At 68.2% G+C, this 16,107-nt stretch carries 17 protein-coding genes; 8 read left to right on the top strand and 9 right to left on the bottom strand.

Translation table 11 applies throughout. The annotated features are described in order from the left end of the window. Nucleotides 1–63: 63 nt before the first annotated feature. From ctaC to AB4Z18_RS06840, 3 genes are read left to right on the top strand one after another with little or no spacing between them, the layout of a single operon-like run. Entirely contained in the window at nt 64–963 is a 900-nt protein-coding gene (gene ctaC, locus AB4Z18_RS06830) for an aa3-type cytochrome oxidase subunit II (protein ID WP_441781938.1), read from the top strand. A gap of 8 nt (nt 964–971) precedes the next feature. After that, a complete protein-coding gene (gene ctaD, locus AB4Z18_RS06835) occupies nt 972–2,720 on the top strand; it encodes an aa3-type cytochrome oxidase subunit I (RefSeq protein ID WP_441781939.1) in 1,749 nt (582 codons plus the stop codon). A gap of 3 nt (nt 2,721–2,723) precedes the next feature. Then, nucleotides 2,724–3,146, top strand: coding sequence for a cytochrome c oxidase subunit 4 (locus tag AB4Z18_RS06840; RefSeq protein WP_441781940.1), 423 nt, complete (start codon nt 2,724–2,726; stop codon nt 3,144–3,146). A 263-nt stretch (nt 3,147–3,409) separates the two neighbouring features. On the opposite strand, the gene AB4Z18_RS06845 is transcribed toward AB4Z18_RS06840, so the two are convergent. The 5 genes from AB4Z18_RS06845 to ctaE form a co-directional block, all read right to left on the bottom strand. Then, on the bottom strand, nt 3,410–4,231 hold the full coding sequence (locus tag AB4Z18_RS06845; protein WP_441781941.1) for a methyltransferase domain-containing protein: 822 nt from the start codon (nt 4,229–4,231) through the stop codon (nt 3,410–3,412). Between the two features lie 96 nt (nt 4,232–4,327). Continuing rightward, entirely contained in the window at nt 4,328–5,944 is a 1,617-nt protein-coding gene (gene qcrB / locus AB4Z18_RS06850) for a cytochrome bc1 complex cytochrome b subunit (RefSeq protein ID WP_441781942.1), read from the bottom strand. Next, complete coding sequence (gene qcrA, locus AB4Z18_RS06855; protein WP_441781943.1) at nt 5,941–7,008, bottom strand: cytochrome bc1 complex Rieske iron-sulfur subunit; 1,068 nt, start codon at nt 7,006–7,008, stop codon at nt 5,941–5,943. Before qcrA ends, qcrB begins: the two co-directional genes overlap by 4 nt. A 48-nt stretch (nt 7,009–7,056) precedes the next feature. Next, on the bottom strand, nt 7,057–7,896 hold the full coding sequence (gene qcrC, locus AB4Z18_RS06860; RefSeq protein WP_441781944.1) for a cytochrome bc1 complex diheme cytochrome c subunit: 840 nt from the start codon (nt 7,894–7,896) through the stop codon (nt 7,057–7,059). A gap of 24 nt (nt 7,897–7,920) precedes the next feature. Beyond that, nucleotides 7,921–8,559 (bottom strand): aa3-type cytochrome oxidase subunit III, encoded by a 639-nt coding sequence (gene ctaE, locus AB4Z18_RS06865; protein ID WP_285116373.1) that lies wholly within the window; start codon nt 8,557–8,559, stop codon nt 7,921–7,923. A gap of 132 nt (nt 8,560–8,691) precedes the next feature. Between ctaE and trpD the strand changes: the two genes are divergently transcribed. From trpD to dhaM, 4 genes are read left to right on the top strand one after another with little or no spacing between them, the layout of a single operon-like run. Further along, the gene (trpD, locus tag AB4Z18_RS06870; protein ID WP_441781945.1) at nt 8,692–9,741 is read left to right on the top strand and encodes an anthranilate phosphoribosyltransferase; all 1,050 of its coding nucleotides are present in this window, start codon (nt 8,692–8,694) and stop codon (nt 9,739–9,741) included. A gap of 23 nt (nt 9,742–9,764) precedes the next feature. Next, entirely contained in the window at nt 9,765–10,763 is a 999-nt protein-coding gene (gene dhaK, locus AB4Z18_RS06875) for a dihydroxyacetone kinase subunit DhaK (protein WP_441781946.1), read from the top strand. A 30-nt stretch (nt 10,764–10,793) separates the two neighbouring features. Beyond that, on the top strand, nt 10,794–11,435 hold the full coding sequence (dhaL, locus tag AB4Z18_RS06880) for a dihydroxyacetone kinase subunit DhaL (RefSeq protein WP_441781947.1): 642 nt from the start codon (nt 10,794–10,796) through the stop codon (nt 11,433–11,435). Then, entirely contained in the window at nt 11,432–12,157 is a 726-nt protein-coding gene (gene dhaM / locus AB4Z18_RS06885) for a dihydroxyacetone kinase phosphoryl donor subunit DhaM (RefSeq protein WP_441781948.1), read from the top strand. Before dhaL ends, dhaM begins: the two co-directional genes overlap by 4 nt. Nucleotides 12,158–12,246: 89 nt before the next feature. On the opposite strand, the gene AB4Z18_RS06890 is transcribed toward dhaM, so the two are convergent. Continuing rightward, the gene (locus AB4Z18_RS06890) at nt 12,247–12,771 is read right to left on the bottom strand and encodes a GNAT family N-acetyltransferase (protein WP_441781949.1); all 525 of its coding nucleotides are present in this window, start codon (nt 12,769–12,771) and stop codon (nt 12,247–12,249) included. A gap of 4 nt (nt 12,772–12,775) precedes the next feature. Further along, nucleotides 12,776–14,074, bottom strand: coding sequence for an aminotransferase class I/II-fold pyridoxal phosphate-dependent enzyme (locus tag AB4Z18_RS06895; RefSeq protein ID WP_441781950.1), 1,299 nt, complete (start codon nt 14,072–14,074; stop codon nt 12,776–12,778). 107 nt (nt 14,075–14,181) lie between these two features. Between AB4Z18_RS06895 and AB4Z18_RS06900 the strand changes: the two genes are divergently transcribed. Continuing rightward, nucleotides 14,182–14,781 (top strand): DUF1345 domain-containing protein, encoded by a 600-nt coding sequence (locus AB4Z18_RS06900; RefSeq protein ID WP_441782988.1) that lies wholly within the window; start codon nt 14,182–14,184, stop codon nt 14,779–14,781. 22 nt (nt 14,782–14,803) lie between these two features. Here AB4Z18_RS06900 and AB4Z18_RS06905 read toward each other — a convergent pair whose 3' ends face one another. Together AB4Z18_RS06905 and AB4Z18_RS06910 are read right to left on the bottom strand one after the other, a co-directional pair. Then, complete coding sequence (locus tag AB4Z18_RS06905; protein WP_441781951.1) at nt 14,804–15,286, bottom strand: dihydrofolate reductase; 483 nt, start codon at nt 15,284–15,286, stop codon at nt 14,804–14,806. Then, on the bottom strand, nt 15,283–16,089 hold the full coding sequence (locus tag AB4Z18_RS06910; protein ID WP_441781952.1) for a thymidylate synthase: 807 nt from the start codon (nt 16,087–16,089) through the stop codon (nt 15,283–15,285). Before AB4Z18_RS06910 ends, AB4Z18_RS06905 begins: the two co-directional genes overlap by 4 nt. Nucleotides 16,090–16,107 lie beyond the last annotated feature (18 nt).

The following is a 16,107-nucleotide window of genomic DNA, read 5'->3' on the forward strand; positions in this document are numbered from 1 at the left end:
GGGTAGAAACAGCCACATACAGTTACATGTGAACTGTCCCAGTAGTCACTCGAAAGGTCACCGGTGCGTCACAATCGCCGTCTCCGATGGGCTGCCATCCCGATCGCTGCGACGCTCGTCGTGGCTCTCGCGGGCTGCACGCAGGCTCAGCTGCACGGATTCCTCCCGGGCTTCGCGGAGGGCGAGCCGCCCGTCACGAACCACACCGACCGCATCAGCGGCCTCTGGGTGACCAGCTGGATCGTGCTCCTCATCGTCGGCATCGTCGTCTGGGGTCTGACACTGTGGGCGGTCATCGTCTACCGCCGCCGGAAGGGCCAGACCGGCCTCCCCGTGCAGCTGCGGTACAACATGCCGATCGAGATCTTCTACACGATCGTTCCGCTCATCCTGGTGCTCGGCTTCTTCGCCTTCACCGCCCGCGACCAGAACGCCATCGAGAAGCCGTACGCCGATCCGGACGTCAAGATCCAGGTCTACGCGAAGCAGTGGGCCTGGGACTTCAACTACGTCACCGACAACGTCTACGACCCGGGAATCCAGGTCCAGCCGGATGACAACAGCGCCACCCCCGGCTCGGTCCAGGAGGGCGAGGTCCCGACCCTGTACCTCCCCGAGAACAAGAAGATCACGATCCAGCTCGACTCGCGCGACGTGATCCACTCGTTCTGGGTTCCGGCGATGCTCTACAAGAAAGACGTCATCCCGGGCAAGACCAACTACATGTACTTCGAGACCACCGACCGCACCGGCACCTTCGTCGGCAAGTGCGCCGAGCTGTGCGGCGAGTACCACTCGGCGATGCTCTTCAACGTGAAGATCGTGTCGCAGTCCGAGTACGACGCCCACATCCAGAAGCTCCGCGACCAGGGCTACGAAGGCCAGCTGGGCTCCGAGTACGACCGCAACCAGAACCTGCCAGGACGGGGAGCTCCTTCGGGCCCCCAGGGCGGCAACGAGTAGGACGCAAGATGACGACGACTGCACCGGCTCCTGGAGCCACCGCCGCTCCGAAGCCAGCGCCCACGATCCTCACCGCGAACGGTGCGGCTCGTAAGGGCAACATCCTGGTGAACTACATCACGTCGACGGACCACAAGACGATCGGGTACATGTACCTGATCTCGTCGTTCATCTACTTCCTCGTCGGCGGCGTGATGGCTCTGATCATCCGCGCCCAGCTGTTCGAGCCGGGTCTGAACGTCGTGGCCACCAAAGAGCAGTACAACCAGCTGTTCACGATGCACGGCACGATCATGCTGCTCATGTTCGCGACGCCGCTGTTCGCCGGATTCGCCAACGTGCTCATGCCGCTGCAAATCGGCGCGCCCGACGTGGCGTTCCCGCGACTGAACGCGCTGGCCTACTGGTTCTACTCGTTCGGCTCGCTCATCGCCGTGGCCGGCTTCCTCACCCCGCAGGGGGCGGCGTCGTTCGGCTGGTTCGCCTATGCGCCACTGTCGAGTACGACGTTCTCGCCAGGAATCGGCGGAAACCTCTGGGTACTGGGCCTCGGCCTCTCGGGCTTCGGCACCATCCTCGGTGCGGTGAACTTCATCACCACGATCATCACGATGCGTGCACCGGGCATGACCATGTTCCGGATGCCGATCTTCACCTGGAACACGCTGGTGACCTCGATCCTCGTGCTGATGGCCTTCCCGGTCCTCGCGGCCGCGCTGTTCGCCCTGGCGGCGGATCGCGTCTTCGATGCGCACATCTACGATGCGGCCAACGGCGGAGCTCTGCTCTGGCAGCACCTGTTCTGGTTCTTCGGGCATCCCGAGGTGTACATCATCGCGCTGCCGTTCTTCGGCATCGTGTCCGAGATCTTCCCGGTGTTCAGCCGCAAGCCGATCTTCGGGTACAAGACCCTGGTGTACGCGACGATTGCCATCGCGGCCCTGTCGGTCACCGTCTGGGCGCACCACATGTACGTCACCGGCTCGGTGCTGCTGCCGTGGTTCTCGCTGATGACGATGCTCATCGCGGTCCCGACCGGCGTGAAGATCTTCAACTGGATCGGCACGATGTGGCGCGGCTCGCTGACGTTCGAGTCGCCGATGCTGTGGTCGATCGGCTTCCTGATCACGTTCACGTTCGGTGGTCTCACCGGCGTCATCCTCGCGTCGCCGCCGCTCGACTTCCACGTGTCGGACACGTACTTCGTGGTCGCGCACTTCCACTACGTGGTGTTCGGCACGGTCGTGTTCGCCATGTTCGCCGGGTTCTACTTCTGGTGGCCGAAGTGGACGGGCAAGATGCTCAACGACCGTCTGGGCAAGTGGCACTTCTGGCTGCTGTTCATCGGGTTCCACACGACCTTCCTCATCCAGCACTGGCTGGGTGTCGTGGGCATGCCTCGCCGGTACGCGACCTACCTGCCGTCGGACGGCTTCACCTGGATGAACCAGGTGTCGTCGATCGGTGCCGGTATCCTCGCGATCTCGATGATCCCGTTCTTCGTCAACGTGTATCTGACCGCGCGGAACGCGCCGAAGGTCACCGTCAACGACCCGTGGGGCTACGGACGCTCGCTCGAGTGGGCGACCAGTTGCCCGCCGCCGCGGCACAACTTCACGTCGATCCCGCGGATCCGTTCGGAGTCGCCGGCGTTCGACCTGAACCACCCCGAGGCCGGCATCCCGATCGGCATCGGCCCGGCGAAGGACGCCCCGGACGCTCCCGTCCACGACACCGCGAAGGACGAGGTGAAGTAACCCATGCGCGCTAACGCCCTGCTGTTCTGGATCCTGTCCGCGTTCTTCCTGCTGTCGGCGATCGTCTACACCCTGTGGAACCTGCTCGATCAGGCACACCGCAACGTGGAGTGGGTCGGCACCGTCGGCATGCTGCTCGCTGCGATCCTGGCCGCATTCATCGCGTTCTACGTCGGCCGCTCCCACGCCGCTCAGGGCGGGGAGCTGCCGGAGGACCGCCTCGACGCGAACATCGATGACGGCGACCCGGAGCTCGGGCACTTCAGCCCGTGGAGCTGGTGGCCGGTCGCCCTCGCCTTCGGCGCGGGTCTGGTCATCCTCGGCCTCGCCGTTGGTTTCTGGATCTGCTACATCGGTGTGGCCTTCAGCCTCATCTGCATCGTCGGCTGGGTCTACGAGTACTACCGCGGCTACTTCGCCCGCTGACCCGCACGCGAAAAGGGCCGTCTCCTTCCGGGAGGCGGCCCTTTTGCATGTCATGGATCAAGTGGAGGCAACACGCCGCGTGGCCACCTCGCGACACGGCGTGTCGGGACCACCAGCTGGCGTGAGGTGGTCGTCTCGGGCGTGCGCGGCCCTCCCGCTCTCCGATCCAGTTGACGGGACACGCCGTCGCGGCGGCTGCGCCGACGGCGTGTTGCGTCAACTCGAGCGCGGAAGGTGGCCGTCGCGGCGATGAAGAGTGCGGGTCAGCGGGCGGCGAAGCGCAGGACGTCGACGGAGACGCGCGTGGCGGAAGGGTTGGCGGCGGGCGTCCCCACCCCGGCGGCGGCGGCGTGGCGGGCCGACGGTCCCATGCCCGTCAGAGCGGCGGCGAGTTCGGCGGTGAGCGCCAGGTCGTACGCGACGGATTCGCGCGCCTGCAGGGCGTACAGGGGCTCTGAGGCGGCAATGACGTCGTCCGCTTTGTCCGACGGGATGTCGAGCATCGAACCGGCCGCCCGCAACGAACCGAGGTGGTCGGCGCGGGGAACCACGACGACCAGCGCGCCGCCCGGACGCAGCACACGATGGAACTCGGGGAGATTGCGGGGGGCGAAGACGTCCAGCACGGTGTCGGCGGCTCCCGTGCGGACGGGCAGAGGCCGCCACGTGTCCGCGACCAGACCATCCACCCGGTCGGATGCGCGCACAGCCCGGGACACGCCCTGCGGCGACAGGTCCATCGCAAGCCCTAGCGCGGCCGGAAGGGCCGCCAGCGCCGCGCGGAGGTAGTGGCCCGTGCCGGCGCCCGCATCCAGCACCCGGCCACCACCGGCCGCACCGGCGACGGCGTCGGCGATGGGGGAGTAGGCACCGCCCTCGAGCACGCGGTCGCGTGCATCCAGCATCTCGGTGGTGTCGCCCAGGTGCTTGCTTCCACCGCCGAGCAGCGACACGTACCCGCGCTTGTTGACGTCATGACGGTGCCCGTTCACGCATCCGAGCGTCAGGGCGTCGACCGGCTCCAGGTCGGCGGAGCACACGGGGCAGCGCAACCAGGAGGCCAGACGGCTCAGGTCAGCGGGCATCGGTGGGCACCTCGCAGAGTGACGGACGGACGGCGGAAACGCGGAAGCGCCGACGCGAATGAACGCGCCGGCGCTTCCGACGGAGACGGATGACCGTCAGTGGTGGTCGTGGCCCGACTCGAGCTCGCCTCGTGTGGGCGGCAGGATGCGGTCCTCGAAGAACCAGCGGGACAGCCCAGCACGCATCCGGTTGGCCGCCGTGATCTTGCCGCGACGGTTTGGACGTAGCATCAGCGGCTCGTACGACTCGAACGAGACCAGACGCCAGCGCTCGTAGTCGCTCAGCTGCTCGTGCACCTCGATGAACTCGCCACCGGGCAGCTTCACGATGCGGCCCGACTCGTAGCCGTGGAGGGCGATCGAGCGGTCCTTCTTCTGGAGTGCGAGACACACGCGCTTCGTAACGACGTAGGCGATCAGCGGCCCGATGAACAGCAGGGCCTGGAGAGCGTGGATGACACCCTCCATCGTCAGCTTGAAGTGCGTCGCGATGAGGTCCGAGCTCGCCGCCGCCCAGAAGACCGCATAGAACGTGACACCGGCTGCACCGATGGCGGTACGGCTGGCCGCGTTGCGCGGACGGTCCAGGATGTGGTGCTCACGCTTGTCACCCGTGACCCACGCCTCGAGGAACGGGTAGATCATGACCGTCACGATGAACAGGCCGAGGATCGCGACCGGGATGAGGATGTTGAACGACCAGGTGCGGTCGAGCCACACGAACTCCCAGCCCGGCGGCACCAGACGCAGGGCGCCGTCTGCGAAGCCGATGTACCAGTCCGGCTGCGTACCCGCCGACACCGGTGACGGGTCGTAGGGGCCGTAGGTCCAGATCGGGTTGATCGTGAAGAACGAGGCGATCAGCACGAGTACGCCGAAGACGATGAAGAAGAAGCCGCCGGCCTTGGCGGCGTACACCGGGAGGACCGGGTAGCCGACCACGTTGCCCTGCGTGCGGCCGGGGGCCGCGTACTGGGTGTGCTTGTGGATGACGACGAACATCAGATGCAGCGCGATGAACGCCACGACGAACGCGGGCAGCAGCAGGATGTGCAGGGTGTACAGACGTCCGACGATCGCTGTACCGGGGAACTCACCGCCGAAGAGCAGGAACGAGATCCAGGTGCCGACGACCGGAATCGCCTTGAGGATGCCGTCGATGATGCGGAGGCCATTGCCCGAGAGCAGGTCGTCCGGCAGCGAGTAGCCGGTGAAGCCCTCACCGAGCGCCAGGATGAAGAGCACGAAGCCGATCACCCAGTTCAGTTCACGCGGCTTGCGGAACGCACCCGTGAAGAAGATGCGGAGCATGTGCAGGCCGATGGAGGCCACGAACAGCAGCGCCGCCCAGTGGTGGATCTGACGGACCAGCAGACCGCCGCGCACCTCGAACGAGATGTTCAGCGTGCTCTGCATCGCCGAGGACATCTCGATGCCCTTCAGCGGCACGTACGAGCCGTTGTAGACGACCTCCGCCATGGAGGCCTGGAAGAAGAACGTGAGGAAGGTGCCCGACAGCAGGATCACGATGAAGCTGTAGAGCGCGACCTCGCCGAGGAGGAAGGACCAGTGGTCGGGGAAGATCTTCCGGCCGAACTCCTTGACGGCGCCTGAGATGCTGGTGCGGTCCTCGAGGTAGTTCGCGGCTGCCGCCGTGAATCCGCCCTTCGAGGCCGTCGTCGTTGCCGCGGGTGCGGCGGTCGTGGTGCTCAATGGCGCTCCCAGAAGCTTGGGCCGACGGGCTCGTGGAAGTCGCTACGGGCGACCAGGTAGCCATCGGCGTCGACGGTGATCGGCAGCTGCGGCAGTGGCCGCTTCGCCGGTCCGAAGATGACCTGCGCTTCGTGCGTGATGTCGAACTGCGACTGGTGGCACGGGCAGAGCAGGTGGTGCGTCTGCTGCTCGTAGAGCGCCACCGGGCACCCGACGTGCGTGCAGATCTTGGAGTAGGCGACGATGCCGTCGTAGTTCCAGTTCTCGCGGCCCTTGGACACGTGCAGGTCTTCGGGCTTGAGGCGCATGAGCAGCACGGCCGCCTTGGCCTTCTGCTCCAGCAGATCGGGAGCCTCGTTGAGGCCCTCGGGGATGACGTGGAACGCGCTTCCGAGCGTCACATCCGACGCCTTGATGGGGGTTCCCGACGGGTCGCGGGTGAGGCGCACGCCCTTGGCCCACATCGTGTTGGAGAGCAGCTCCACCGGGTCTTCGTTCGCCGGTGCGAGACCGCGGAACAGGACGACGGCGGGAAGGGGGAAGGCGATCAGCGCGCCGATGAGGCTGTTGCGGACGAGGGTGCGACGGCTGAAGCCCGACTCCTCGTCGGCCTGACGGAAGATCTCCGCTGCGCGTTCGGTCGTCGGCTCGCTCCCGCGGACGGGGTGGCGGAGGTCGACGCCCTCCTTCTCGTGCATGAGCGCCTTGCCCCAGTGGACAGCGCCGATGCCGATGGCGAGGAGCGCGAGCGCGCCGCCGATGCCGATGAACAGGTTGTTCAGGCGGACAGAGCCCGGGTCGCTGGCGACGATCGGGAAGGCGAGGTAGGCCGCGACCGCCCATACCGAGCCGGCGATCGACAGGTAGAACAGTGTGTAGACGACGCGCTCGGCGCGCCGCTCCTTGCGCGGGTCGAGGTCCGTGACGCGAGGGCGGTGCGGCGGGAAGCCGGGGTTCTCGACGGCGTCGCGGATGATCAGCGCCGTTCCGGGGTCGCCGGTCCGGTGCTCCTCAGACGAACTGGCGGGCGTCAGCTCGCGACCGCCGTTCTCGTCCTGTGCCATTGCTCTCCTTCTTACGACTAACTCTGTGTGACCGTGTGCGGCGGTGGCCTAGTTGGACTTCGCCGTGATCCACACGGTGAGGGCGACGATGGCGCCCAGACCGAAGATCCAGAGGAAGAGGCCCTCGGCCACCGGGCCCAGGTTGCCGAGCTCGAAGCCGCCCGGGGACGGGTTGTTCTGGATGTACTTCAGGTACGTGATGATGTCGGCCTTGCCCTGCGGCGTGATGTTCAGGTCGTTGAACACCGGCATGTTCTGCGGGCCGGTGACCATGGCCTCGTAGATGTGCTGGGCGCTGACGCCGGTCAGCGGCGGAGCGTACTTGCCCTCGGTGAGCGCGCCACCGGCACCGGCGACGTTGTGGCACATCGCGCAGTTGATGCGGAACAGCTCGGCGCCGTGTGCGGCGTCGCCCTTCCCGGCGAGGTACTTCTGCTCGGGGATGGACGGGCCGGGTGCGAGGGAGGCGACGTAGTCGGCGAGTGCCTTGACCTGGTCGTCGGTGAACTGGACCGGCTTCTCCTGCGCCTGCGGGCCCTGCATCTGCATGGGCATGCGGCCGGTGCCGACCTGGAAGTCGACGGCGGCGGCGCCGACACCGATCAGGCTCGGGGCGACCGAGCTGCCCTGGGCGTTGAGCCCGTGGCAGGTGGCGCAGTTGGCCTGGAAGAGCTTCTTGCCCTCGTCGACCGAGTTCTGGCTCGCGGCGGCGACCTGCGGCTCGTCGGCGGAAGCGGTGGTGGTCGTGAACGCGGCGTAGGCGCCGCCGGTCAGTCCCAGCCCGATCGCGAGAAGCGCGACAGTGGCCAGCGGGTGACGGCGGCCGCCCTTGCGGGCAGGCTTGGCCTTGGTCGCCTGCTTGCCGGTGCCGGTGTTTTTCGGACGCATGGGGTGAAGAACGCTCCTGTTTCCTTATCGGATGATGTAGATGACCGCGAACAGGCCGATCCACACGACGTCGACGAAGTGCCAGTAGTACGAGACGACGATGGCACTGGTCGCCTCCTTGTGGCCGAAGGTCTTGACCGCGAAGGCGCGGCCGATGACGAGCAGGAAGGCGATCAGCCCGCCCGTCACGTGCAGGGCGTGGAAGCCGGTGGTGAGGTAGAAGGCCGAGCCGTAGGCGTTGGCGCTCAGCGAGATGCCCTCGGAGACGAGCGTGGCGTACTCGAGCACCTGGCCGGAGACGAAGATCGCGCCCAGCAGGTAGGAGAGCGTGAACCACTCGACCATGCCCCACTTGGCCGGGCTCCAGCCGGTCCGGCGGGGCTGCAGGCGCTCCGCGGCGAAGACGCCGAACTGGCACGTGAACGAGCTCGCGACCAGGATGATCGTGTTCGTCAGCGCGTACGGGACGTTCAGGTGCTGCGTCTCGGCTGCCCAGAGGTCCGGAGACGTCGACTTGAGAGTGAAGTAGATCGCGAAGAGACCCGCGAAGAACATCACCTCGGAGCCGAGCCAGACGATGGTGCCGACGGCCACGACGTTGGGCCGGTTGATCGCCGGCGCACTCGTTGCAGGAGAAATGGAGGTGCTCGTCACGTAACCCATTATGGCTGAAAAGGACCCGTGGTTTTCCCACCTGAGGGGCTTGAATCGACCGGATTTCCGGTTAGGGCAGCCTTATAAGCGGCCGTCGGGCCGGTATCGCCGTGGCGTGTCGCCCGCCGATAGGATCACAACATGAGTTCCACGCAGTCCTGGTCGTCCGTGCTGACGTCGCTCCTGGCCGGGGAGCACCTGAGCGTGGCGGACGCGGCGTGGGCCATGGATCAGGTGATGACGGGCGAGGCGACGGACGCGCAGCTGGCCGCTTTCCTCATCGCGCTGCGTGCCAAGGGCGAGACGGTCGATGAGATCGTCGGGTTCCGCGACGCCATCCTCGACCACGCCGTCCCGCTGCCGGTCGACCCGATGGCGCTCGACATCGTGGGGACGGGCGGCGACCGCTTCGGCACGGTGAACGTGTCGACGACCGCCTCGATCGTGGCCGCGGCCGCCGGCGTCCCGGTCATCAAGCACGGCAATCGCGCGGCGAGCTCCTCCTCCGGATCATCCGACGTTCTGGCGGCGCTGGGCATCGACCTCACCCTCTCGGCCGAGCGCGTCGCCGAGGTGCTCGACCAGGTCGGCATCACGTTCGCCTTCGCCAGCGCCTTCCACCCCGGGTTCGCCCACGCCGGTCCTGTGCGGGCCCAGCTCGGCGTCCCCACCGTCTTCAACTACCTCGGCCCCCTGTGCAACCCGGCGCGGCCCGAGGCATCGGCGGTCGGCGTCGCGACGCTCGACCGCATCCCGCTCATCGTCGGCGTGTTCCAGACCCGCGGCGCCACCGCGCTGGTCTTCCGCGGCGACGACGGGCTCGACGAGCTGTCGACCACCGGTCACAGTCACGTCTGGGAGGTCTCCCGAGGCCTCGTCACCGAGCACGACATCGATCCGCGCGATCTGGGCATCCCACGCGCACGGATCGATGATCTGCTCGGAAAGGACGCCGCGTACAACGCGGCTGTCGTGCGTGCCGTGCTCGCGGGCGAAGAAGGCCCCGTGCGCGACATCGTCCTGCTCAACGCGGCGGCCGGGCTCGTTTCCTACGAGCTCGCGTCCGACCCGTCGAGGGTCCAGGAATCCATCCTGGATCGGTTCCGTTCGCAAATGGCGGTCGCTGCCGCCGCGATCGACTCCGGGGCTGCGGCCACGAAGCTCGACCAGTGGGTGGCGGCGACGCACTGACAGCAGTGGAAGGAAGGGTTTCGATGAAGAAGCTCATCAACGACGTACCCGACGTCGTGACCGAGTCCCTCGCGGGCTTCGGCCGGGCTCACGCCGACATCGTGCGGGTGTCGCAGGATCCGAAGTTCGTCTCCCGGGCCGATGGTCCGGTTCAGGGCAAGGTCGGGCTCGTCAGCGGCGGTGGTAGTGGCCATGAGCCCCTCCACGCCGGCTTCGTCGGAAAGGGGATGCTCGACGCCGCGGTGCCGGGCGAAGTCTTCACCTCTCCGACGCCCATGCCGATCGTCGAGGCCACCAAGGCCGCGGACGGCGGCGCCGGCGTGCTCCACATCGTCAAGAACTACACGGGCGACGTGCTCAACTTCGAGACGGCGGCCGACCTGGTCGGCGCCGAGGGCATCAGTGTCCGCTCCGTCGTCATCAACGACGACGTGGCGGTGCAGGACTCCCTCTACACCGCGGGTCGCCGCGGCGTCGCCGGAACCGTCCTGGTCGAGAAGATCGCGGGTGCTGCGGCCGACCGAGGCGACGACCTCGATGCGGTCACCGCCGTGGCGGAGCGCGTCAACGCGAACGTCCGCTCGATCGGCCTCGCGCTGACCGACGGCACCGTCCCGCACGCCGGGGAGCCCGGGTTCGTGCTGCCGGAGGACGAGATCGAGTTCGGCGTGGGCATCCACGGCGAGCCCGGACGCGAGCGCATCAAGCTCGAGCCCGCCGACCGCCTGGTCGACCGGATGATGGACGCCATCCTCAGCGACCTGTCGTTCGACGGCTCGCCGGTGCTGCTGTTCGTGAACGGGATGGGCGGCACACCGCTGTCGGAGCTCTACATCCTGTTCCGGCGCGCCGCCGAGATCCTCGACGAGCGGGGCATCACGCTGAGCCGGTCGCTGGTCGGCAACTTCGTGACCTCGCTGGAGATGCAGGGCGCCTCCATCACGGTCCTGAAGCTCGACGACGAGTTCACCCAGCTCTGGGATGCACCCGTCCACACCGCTGCGCTCCGCTGGGGCCTGTAGAACACCGGAACGACTAGGAAGGAGGCGTCGATGACGCTGGACACGAACTGGGTGACGTCGTGGATCACCGCGGCCGCCGCATCCATCGCCGAGCACAAGCACGAGCTCAACACGCTCGACCGCGAGATCGGCGACGGCGACCACGGCGAGAATATGGACCGCGGCCTGCGTGCCTCCGTCGAAGCGCTGGGGAAGCTCCCCGGCGAGACGACGCCGAACGCCGCCCTGCGGTCCGTCGCCATGACCCTGATCTCGACGGTCGGCGGCGCCTCCGGTCCGCTGTACGGGACCGCCTTCCTCAAGATGGCGGACCCCGTCGGCGACGGGGACGCGATCGACGAGAAGGCGGTCGTGGCGGCGCTTGGCGCTGCGCGCGACGGGATCGTGTCCCGCGGGAAGGCGGCGCCGGGCGATAAGACGATGATCGACGCGTGGACGCCGGCCGTGGATGCCGCCGCTGCGGCCCAGGAGTCCGGGGCCTCGGTCTCGGGCATCCTGGACGCTGCGGCGGACGCCGCGGAGAAGGGGGCGGAGGCCACAGAGCCGCTCGTCGCCCGGAAGGGACGCGCGAGCTACCTCGGCGAGCGTTCGGCCGGGCACCGCGATCCGGGGGCGCAGTCGACGGCGCTGCTGCTGCGTGCAGCGGCAAGCACGGCAGAGGCGGCGGGATGACCGGGAAGATCGGCATCGTCTTCGTCTCGCACAGCTCGCAGATCGCCGCGGGGATGGTGCAGCTCGCCGGTCAGATGGCGGGCTCCGTGCGGCTCGTCGCCGCCGGCGGCACGGACGACGATGGGATCGGCACCAGCTTCACCAAGGTCATGTCGGGTGTGTCGGAGGCGGACAGCGGCGACGGAGTCGTGGTCGTCAGCGACCTCGGCTCTGCGCTGCTGACCGCGGAGACGGTGCTCGACATGCTCGACGAGGATCAGCGCTCCCGGGTCCGGGTCGTGGATGTCCCGTTCGTGGAGGGCGGCGTCGCGGCTGCGGTGGCGGCGGAGTCGGGCGGCGACCTCGACGCGGTCGTGGCCGCGGCCGAAGGCGCCGTCGACGCCTGGGCCGGGTCGAGTGCGGGAGGCGGTGGTGCTCCGGCAGCGGACGCCGGGCCTGCGCCCGCGGAGGCCGCCGACGCAGGCGGCCCTTACGAACGCGAGGTGCTCGTCCGCAACCCGGAGGGGCTGCACGCGCGTCCCGCCGCCGAGTTCGTCAAGCTGGCGAACACGTTCCCCGTGAAGGTGACCGTCAACGGCAAGGACGCGAAGAGCCTCCTGGGCATCATGTCCCTCGGGCTCACCGCCGGCTCGACCGCACGAATCGTCTCCGACGACCCGGACGGCCGCGCCGCCGTCGACGCGCTCGCCGCCCTCGTCGACTCCGGCTTCAACGAGATCTGAGGTCACGTACCCCGTCCGACAGCTCCTGACTTTTTCGCGCGACACGCCGTCGTCGAGGCGAAAAACTCAGGAGCTGTCGGCTTGGGGCATCAGGGGAGGGGCGGGAGGGGCGGGAGGAGCGGGAGCGACATTTCGCGCTCCTCGGCGGTCCGGTCGAGCGGATACGGCTGCGTGCGGCCAGTGAACGTGAAGCCTCGCCGCAGGTATGTGCGGATGGCGGGGTCGTTGTCCTCGTGGACGTCCAGCATCAGCCGCTCGCCGCGCCCGCGCGCCCAGTCGATGACCGCGTCGAGGAGGGCGTCCGTCATCCCGTGCTCCCGCCCGCGCCACGGTGGCGAGACGTACACGCCGACGAGGAACGGGTCGTGGGAGGCCGCGGACTGGTACCCGCCCATGCTGCCGAGCCAGCGCCCGTCCTCCGCCACCGCGGCGAAGAGGCGGCTCGTCGGCACGATGTTGGATGCGCGCCGCCGCCAGTGCTCGTCGGGATGCGCGCGCGCCTGCTCGAGCGTCTCCAGGAACGCGATCGGCGCATCCTGGAGCATCTCGAACCGCAGCGCGCGGTACTCCTGCCAGTCGTCCTCGGTGCTGGCGCGGACGACCCAGCCGGTCATCCGGTCAGTCCCGCGCGGACAGCAGGGTCTCCGCCGAGGCGAGCAGGATCGCCGTGCAGAGGCCGTCGAGCGCCGTCGTCAGCTCGTCGAGCGGCGGGAAGGTCGGGGCGATCCGGATGTTCGCGTCGCGCGGGTCGTCGCCGTACGGGAAGGTGGCGCCGGCCGGCGTGACCGCGATGCCGGCCTCCTTCGCGAGCTGGACGGCGCGCTTGGCCGCGCCGTCGGCGATGTCGAGGCTGACGAAGTAGCCGCCTGCCGGTGCCGTCCACGACCCGCCGCCCCACGGCACCAGGCGCTCGCGGAATGCCGCGTCGACGGCGGCGAACTTCGGCTCCAGGATGGCGCGGTGCTTCTCCATGTGCGCCGCGAGCCCGTCGGGGTCCTTCAGCAGCTCGACGTGACGCAGCTGGTTGAGCTTGTCGGGGCCGATGCTCTGCGCGGAGAGGTTGTGCAGCATCCACTCGATGTTCGCGGGGGAGCCGCCGAAGAACGAGACGCCCGACCCGGGGTAGGTGACCTTGGAGGTGGAGGCGAACACCAGCGGGCGGTCCGGGTTGCCGGCCTCGGCCGCGAGGGCGAGCACGTCGATCGGCTCGGGGTGCTCGTCGGTGAGGTGATGGACCGCGTACGCGTTGTCCCAGATGAGGCGGAAGTCGTCCGCCGCGGGAAGCGACACCAGGGCGCGCACGACCTCCTCGGTGTAGACCGCCCCGGTCGGGTTGGAGTACACCGGCACGCAGAACATCCCGCGGATGCTGTCGTCCGTCTCGAGGAGCGTCTTCACCGCCTCGATGTCCGGCCCGTTCTCGTCGGAGGGGACTGGGATGAGGCGGATGCCGAGCCGCTCGGCGATGGTGAAGTGCCGGTCGTAGCCGGGCACGGGCGCAAGGAAGCTGATCGGCCGGCTGCTCCACGGCAGCTCGCCGCCGGGCACGCCGTGCAGCAGCGCGAACACGATCGTGTCGTGCATGAGCGTCAGGCTCGAGTTGCCCAGGGCGAGGAGCTGCTCCACCGGGACGCGCAGGGCGTCGGAGAAGATCGCGCGCAGCTCGGGCAGGCCCGTCGCTCCGCCGTAGTTGCGGAGGTCGGTGCCCGCGGCGTCGCGGTAGCGGCCGTCGGGCAGGTGGAGCAGGTCGTTGGAGAGGTCCAGCTGCTCGGCCGACGGCTTTCCGCGGGTCAGGTCGAGCTTCAGGCCCGCGGCCTTCAGCTCGTCGTACGCGCGCGCGAACGACGCGTGGGCCTCCCGTAGGGAGGCGGTGTCGAAGTCGGCCAGGGGGGAGGGCGAGATCGGTGCGGGGGTCACGTCATCGATCGTAGCGGCGTGCTGGACGGCGTGCTCAGGCGTCGTGTGCGAACATCCGGAGTGTGACCGACGAACTGGAGCACGGCCGCGGCCGGACCCGCGCGAAGATGGCGACCGCGATCGGAGCCGGGGTGATCGTCTCGGTGGGCGTCGGCCTCCTGAACGCCTGGCACTACGCGCTCATCGCAGGATGGGCGGCTGCCTGCATCGTGTACATCGTGTGGGTGTGGGCGTCGGTCTGGCGCCTCGACGGCGCGGCCACGAAGAGTCATGCGACGCTGGAGGATCCGGGACGGCGCACGACCGATCTGGTGCTCATCCTGGCGTCCGTGGCGAGCGTCGTCGCGGTCGTGTTCATCCTGGTGGATGCGAAATCTCTCAAGGGCGGAGCGCAGCTCAGCGTCGCCCTGCTCGCCATCGTGAGCGTCGCCCTCTCCTGGACGCTGGTGCACACCGTCTACACACTCCGGTACGCGCGCATCTACTACCGCACCGGCGGCGGCATCGACTTCAACCAGGAGGAGAAGCCGCAGTACAGCGACTTCGCCTACCTGGCCTTCACGCTCGGGATGACGTTCCAGGTGTCGGACACGAACATCCAGAACGCGTACATCCGTGCGACAGTGCTGCGGCACACGCTGCTGTCGTACCTGTTCGGCACGGTGATCGTGGCGGCGACGGTGAACCTGGTGGCCGGGCTCACCTGAACGCGGCCCTCACCAGTCCAGGTCAGCGGGTGTATGTCACGAAGCGGTAGCGCATCCCGTTGCCGCCCGTGAGCCACTCGCCGGCCTCGACCGACCATCCCGTGCCGGGATCCGGTGCCTGCGTGTCGCCGTCGACCTCCAGGTCGATCTCGGTGATCTCGAGCCGGTCGGCCACCGCGAGCGTCTGCCGGTAGAGTTCGGCGCCGCCGATCACCCAGGCCGTGGATGCGTCGGCCACCGCCGCCAGCGCCTCGTCGACCGAGTGCACGACGAGCGCGCCGGGCGAACTCCAGTCGGCCTGGCGGGTGACGACGATGTTGTCGCGGCCCGGCAGCGGCCGGTACCGCTCGGGTAGGGACTCCCAGGTGCGTCGTCCCATGATCACCGGGTCGGTACCGGTGAGGGCGCGGAAGTGACGTAGGTCTTCCGTCAGATGCCAGGGCATGACCCCGCCGGCGCCGATCACCCGGTCGTGGGCCTGGGCCCAGATCAGTGCGACGGTCATACGGCGACCGCGGCGCGGATCGCGGGATGGTGCTGGTAGTCCTCCACCACGAAGTCCTCGAAGCGGTAGTCGAAGATGCTGTCGGGCTTCCGGGCGAAGCGCAGCTGCGGCGCCGGGTACGGGTCGCGCGTCAGCTGCTCGGTCACCTGCTCCACGTGGTTGTCGTAGATGTGCACGTCGCCGCCCGTCCAGACGAACTCGCCGGGCTCCAGGCCCACCTGCTGAGCCACCATGAGGGTGAGCAGCGCGTAGCTGGCGATGTTGAACGGGACGCCGAGGAACATGTCGGCACTCCGCTGGTACAGCTGGCAGGACAGCTTGCCGTCGGCGACGTAGAACTGGAAGAAGGCGTGACAGGGGGCGAGCGCCATGTTCGGGATGTCGGCCACGTTCCATGCGGAGACGATGATGCGGCGGGAGTCCGGGTCGGACCGGAGCGTGTCGATGACCTGCTGGATCTGATCGATGTGCTGCCCGTCGGGCGTCGGCCACGACCGCCACTGCACCCCGTAGACCGGGCCGAGCTCGCCATCCTGGTCGGCCCATTCGTCCCAGATGGTGACGCCGTTCTCGCGCAACCAGCCCACGTTGCTCTCGCCGCGGAGGAACCACAGCAGCTCGTACGCGATCGACTTGAAGTGGACGCGCTTGGTCGTGATGAGCGGGAAGCCGTCGGCCAGATCGAACCGCAGCTGACGGCCGAAGACGCTGCGCGTCCCCGTGCCGGTGCGGTCAGATTTGTGGGCGCCGTTCGCCAAGACGTCGCGCAGGAGGTCCTCGTACGGGGTCGCAATCTCGCTCACACCCTCGATGCTACTTGC

It is taken from the genome of Leifsonia sp. 2TAF2 (genome assembly GCF_052115085.1).
In the GTDB taxonomy this organism is placed as follows: Bacteria; Actinomycetota; Actinomycetes; order Actinomycetales; family Microbacteriaceae; genus Leifsonia.